Source organism: Burkholderia sp. Se-20378 (assembly GCF_017104665.1).
Classification (GTDB): Bacteria; Pseudomonadota; Gammaproteobacteria; order Burkholderiales; family Burkholderiaceae; genus Burkholderia; species Burkholderia lata.
On sequence record NZ_JAAGPG010000620.1, the window covers coordinates 1 to 4,319 of the forward strand.

The 4,319-nt window shown below is 68.4% G+C and carries 5 protein-coding genes; 4 read left to right on the plus strand and 1 reads right to left on the minus strand.

Annotated features, from left to right (window positions below; all coding sequences use genetic code 11):
• Positions 1 to 682: MFS transporter (locus tag G3N93_RS34960; RefSeq protein WP_206135010.1), on the plus strand; the 682-nt coding region annotated here is incomplete at its 5' end.
• 9 nt (positions 683 to 691) lie between these two features.
• On the opposite strand, the gene G3N93_RS34965 is transcribed toward G3N93_RS34960, so the two are convergent.
• Positions 692 to 1,072, minus strand: a complete 381-nt coding sequence (locus G3N93_RS34965) for a DUF4377 domain-containing protein (RefSeq protein WP_174940769.1) — start codon at positions 1,070 to 1,072, stop codon at positions 692 to 694.
• 240 nt (positions 1,073 to 1,312) lie between these two features.
• Here G3N93_RS34965 and G3N93_RS34970 point away from each other — a divergent pair, with 240 nt between their 5' ends.
• From G3N93_RS34970 to G3N93_RS34980, 3 genes are all read left to right on the plus strand, one after another.
• The gene (locus G3N93_RS34970; protein WP_174940767.1) at positions 1,313 to 2,488 is read left to right on the plus strand and encodes a helix-turn-helix transcriptional regulator; all 1,176 of its coding nucleotides are present in this window, start codon (positions 1,313 to 1,315) and stop codon (positions 2,486 to 2,488) included.
• A 111-nt stretch (positions 2,489 to 2,599) separates the two neighbouring features.
• A complete protein-coding gene (locus G3N93_RS34975; protein WP_206135011.1) occupies positions 2,600 to 3,355 on the plus strand; it encodes an SDR family NAD(P)-dependent oxidoreductase in 756 nt (251 codons plus the stop codon).
• 94 nt (positions 3,356 to 3,449) lie between these two features.
• Positions 3,450 to 4,319 (plus strand): integrase (locus tag G3N93_RS34980; RefSeq protein ID WP_206135012.1); only part of this gene is annotated, 870 nt, incomplete at its 3' end.

A 4,319-nucleotide genomic window follows, 5' to 3' on the forward strand; every position in this document is an offset into this window, starting at 1 on the left:
CGCGCTTGCCTACCTGCCGCACGCACGGCGGCGCGCGCAGCCGCTGTTCCGGCTCGGGCTGTTCCGCGAGCCGAACTTCGGGTCGGGGCTGCTCGGCCACCTGCTGTGCCGGATCGGCACGAGTTCGGTGCCGTTCATGCTGCCGCTGCTGATGCAGGTGCAGCTCGGCTATACGCCGCTGCAGTCGGGGTTGATGATGCTGCCGGCCGCGATCGCGGGCGTCATCGCGAAACGCTGGATCGCGCCGCTCGTGAAGCGGTTCGGCTATGCCACGTTCCTGGTCGTGAATACGGGGATCGTCGGGTGCGCGATCGCGGGGTTCGCGCTGGTGTCGGCGCGGCCCGCGCCGCTACTGGAAGGCGCGCTGCTGATCGTGTTCGGCGCGGCGAACTCGATGCAGTTCGCGGCGATGAACGGCGTGACGTTGAAGGGGCTGTCGCATGCCGACGCCGGCAGCGGCAACAGCCTGTTCACGATGATGCAGATGCTGGCGATGGGGCTCGGCGTGTCGATCGGCGGCGGCCTCGTCAACCTGTTTGCCGCCTATTGGGGCTCGATGGCCCACGGGTTCATGCTGTCGTTCACGTGCATGGGCGTGGTGACGCTGCTGTCGTCCGTCGTGTTCCGGCGGATCGATACGGCCGCGCCGCCGGCCCGTGCAGCAGCGCGCCCGTCCGCGTGAGCGCGGCCGTCAGTTCGCCTGGCGGCGCTCGACGACGCGCTTGAGCACCCAGCGGATCGACGAGCCGTCGGCCGGCGGCTGCGCAACGTGGTATTCGTCGATTTCGAGCGTGTACAGGTAGCCGGGCTGGTACGCGAAGCCTTCGATACCGGCGTACCACAGGCTCCACGGCTCGTTCGGGCTGTTGCGCACCTGCAGGCACTCCATCGGCGCGACGCCCGTGCAGCGCGCGGATTGCGGCGCGACATAGACGGTCCTGGTCACCGGCTTGCTGTCGGCCGGGCGCACCGCGTTCGGCGACGTGGCGACGGCGTCGGTCTGGCATCCGGCGAGGAGCGTGCTGCCGGCAATGACGGCCGCGCCGAGCAGCGTTCTGGATTGGCGAATCATCTGATGTTCCTCAGGAAGCGTTGGAGGGCCGATTAGAGGCCCCCACGGCGGGAAAGTTCACAAATAGCTTACAGAACGCGATCCGCCACGTTCATTCGTGGGATGTCGCGCGCGAGCCGATACGTTACCGTGATCCGGTTCAGCCGCGCGCATCGCCGCCGGCGGCTCGCCCGTGCACACCGGGCGACGGGGCCTGATCACGCCCTGCCGACCCGGTGGCCGCAACAGGAGACAACCCGAATGACCACGGCGCCCGCGGCCCTGCCGCCGCATCTTGCCCAATCGAAACTGACGCTCGAGCAGTTCGACGCATTGCTCACGACGATCTACGAAGGCCCGCTCGAAGACGTGCCGTGGGGCCGCGCGCTGGAGCAGATCCGCGTGCACCTGCACGCGAACTACGTGACGATGATCCTGCGCTGGCCCGCCAGCGGCCATGCGGGGCTGATGATCAATGCGTCCGAGCAGAATGCGCCGCTGTCGGGCGTCGCGTCGTACAACACCTACTACTACGCGCTCGATCCGTTCGTGAACCTGCCGAGCGATCGCGTCGTCACCGTCGACGAACTGCTCGGTGTCGGCGTCTGGCGCAACAGCGCGATGTATCGCGAGTTTCTCGAGCCGTTCGACGTCGGGTACCTGATGGGCGCCGACCTGCGCACGCCCGACGGCATCGAGTGCCGTTTCCGCGTGTGCCGCTCGCATCGCGACCGTGCGTTCTCGGCGACCGACAAAGCCGTCTGCAATGCGCTGCTGCCGCACCTGAAGCGCGCGGTGCGGCTGCACGCGAAGTTCGGGATGGTCGAATCCGAGCGCACGCTGTACGCGAGCACGATCGACCGCATGCTGGTCGCCACCGCGATCCTCGACGAGCGCGGCGCGATCATGAAGACCAATTGCGTCGCGGACGAGATCTTCGCCGAATGCGACGGCCTGCGCGTGCGCGGCGACGCGCTCGAAGCGTCGTATCCGCTGGAGGATCGCAAGCTGCAGAAACTGATCCGGCAGGTGCTCGCGGAACGCGCGGGCGGTGCGCCGTCGGTCGCGCAGGCCATTGCCGTGCCGCGCCCGTCCGGCAAGCCGCCGCTCGGCGTGCTGATCCGCGCGGTGCCGCTCAGCGAATGGTCGGAGGACAATCCGCGCCGGCCGGCGTGCGCGATCTTCATCCGCGATGCCGAGCGCAAGTCACAGGCGTCGCACGACATCGTGCGCAAACTGTTCGACCTCACGCCGGCCGAAACCGCGCTGGCGCTCGCACTCGTCAACGGGCAGACGCTCGAGGAAGCCGCCGACGAGCTCGCGATCAGCAAGAACACCGCGCGCTCGCATCTGCGCGCGATTTTTTCGAAGACGGGCGTCACGCGGCAGGCGACGCTCGTCAGGACGTTGCTGAACAGCGTGCTGTCACTGGGGTGAGGTTTTTGTCACGACGGCACCGCCATCGAATCCGCCTAGTCCGTTTCAACGTCGAAGCCCCGGCGCTTGCCGCCTAACCTGTCTCTCCACTCAGCGTCCCGGGAGACAGGCATGGAAAGCTTCGCAGGAAAAGTCGCCGTCGTGACCGGCGCGGCGACCGGCATCGGACGACAGGCCGCACTGTGCTTCGCCGAAGCCGGCGCGCAGGTCGCGCTGCTGGACACCGTCGTGTCCGCTGCCGAAGACGTCGCGCACGCGATCGAGCGCACCGGCGCCAGGGCGATCGTGCTGCGCACCGACGTGTCGCGCGCCGACGACGTGCGCGATGCGATCGACACGACGGTCGCCACGTTCGGTCGTCTCGACATCGCCTTCAACAATGCGGGCATCGCACCGCGCGGCGCGCCCGTCGCCGAATTCGACGAGGACGAATGGGATCGCACGATCGCCGTGAACCTGAAAGGCGTGTGGCTGTGCATGAAACATGAATGTCGGCACATGCTGTCATTCGGCGGCGGTGCGATCGTCAACACGTCGTCGATCATGGGGATTGTCAGCGGGCCCGGGCTCTCGGCTTATTCGGCATCGAAAAGCGGTGTCATCGGCCTCACGAAATCGGTGGCGATCGACTATGCGAGCCACGGCATCCGCGTGAATGCGGTGTGCCCTGGCGGCATCGCCCATACGGCGATCACCGACCGCCCGGAAAACCGCGACGACATGGCGCGACTGACGCAGGCCACGCCGATGGCGCGGCTCGGCGAGCCGCGCGACATCGCGGAAACGGTGCTGTGGCTGTGCTCACCCGCCGCGCGCTTCGTCACCGGTCAGGCGATCGCCATCGACGGCGGATTTACCGTGTGGTGATCGTGTACCATCGGCGCTTCCCGATATGCTTGATCGCGCTGCGTTCGTCCGCCCGTTCACGTGCGCACGATCCGCGCAGCGCACCCCGCTTCGCATGACCTCACCCGTTCCGTCCGACACCGCGCTGCGCCCGCTGCCGATCGATGCGCTGACCGTTCCGGCCGCGCTCGACGGACGCACGGGCGCCAACCGCGCGAACAGCGCGCATCCGCAGATCGCCGCGACCAACGACCTCGATGCGGTGCGCGCGTGGCTCGCCCGCTTCGTCGATACGCCGACCACGTTCCAGAACTACCGCAAGGAAGCCGAACGCCTGCTGCTGTGGGCCGTGATCGCGTGCGGCAAGCCGCTGTCGTCGCTTACGCACGAAGACTTGATCGTTTACCGGCAGTTCCTGCTCGCGCCCGCGCCGGTCGAGCTGTGGTGTGCGAACGGCGGGCGCAAGCATCCGCGCGACGATCCGCGCTGGCGGCCGTTCTACGGGCCGCTGTCGGCGGCCAGCCAGCGGCAGGCGCTGGTGATCCTGAACGTGATGTTCTCGTGGCTCGTGCAGGCCGGCTACCTGGCCGGCAATCCGCTCGCGTTGTCGCGGCAGCGGCAGCGCCGGCCCGCGCCGCGCGTCACGCGCCATCTCGGGCAACCGTTGTGGCAGTCGGTCAAGGACGCGATCGCCGCGATGCCGCGCGACGACGCGCGGACGCGTTTCCATGCCGATCGCGCGCGCTGGCTGTTCACGCTGCTGTATCTCGGCGGGCTGCGCATCACCGAAGCGGCCGACACGACGATGGGCCAGTTCTTCTGCCGGGGCGACGCCGACGGGCGCGACCGCTGGTGGCTCGACGTGACGGGCAAAGGCGGCCGGCAGCGGCTCGTGCCGGCCACCGACGAAATGATGGCCGAGCTGTCGCGCTACCGCTGCGCGCACGGCCTGCCCGCCTTGCCGATCGACGGCGAGCCCACGCCG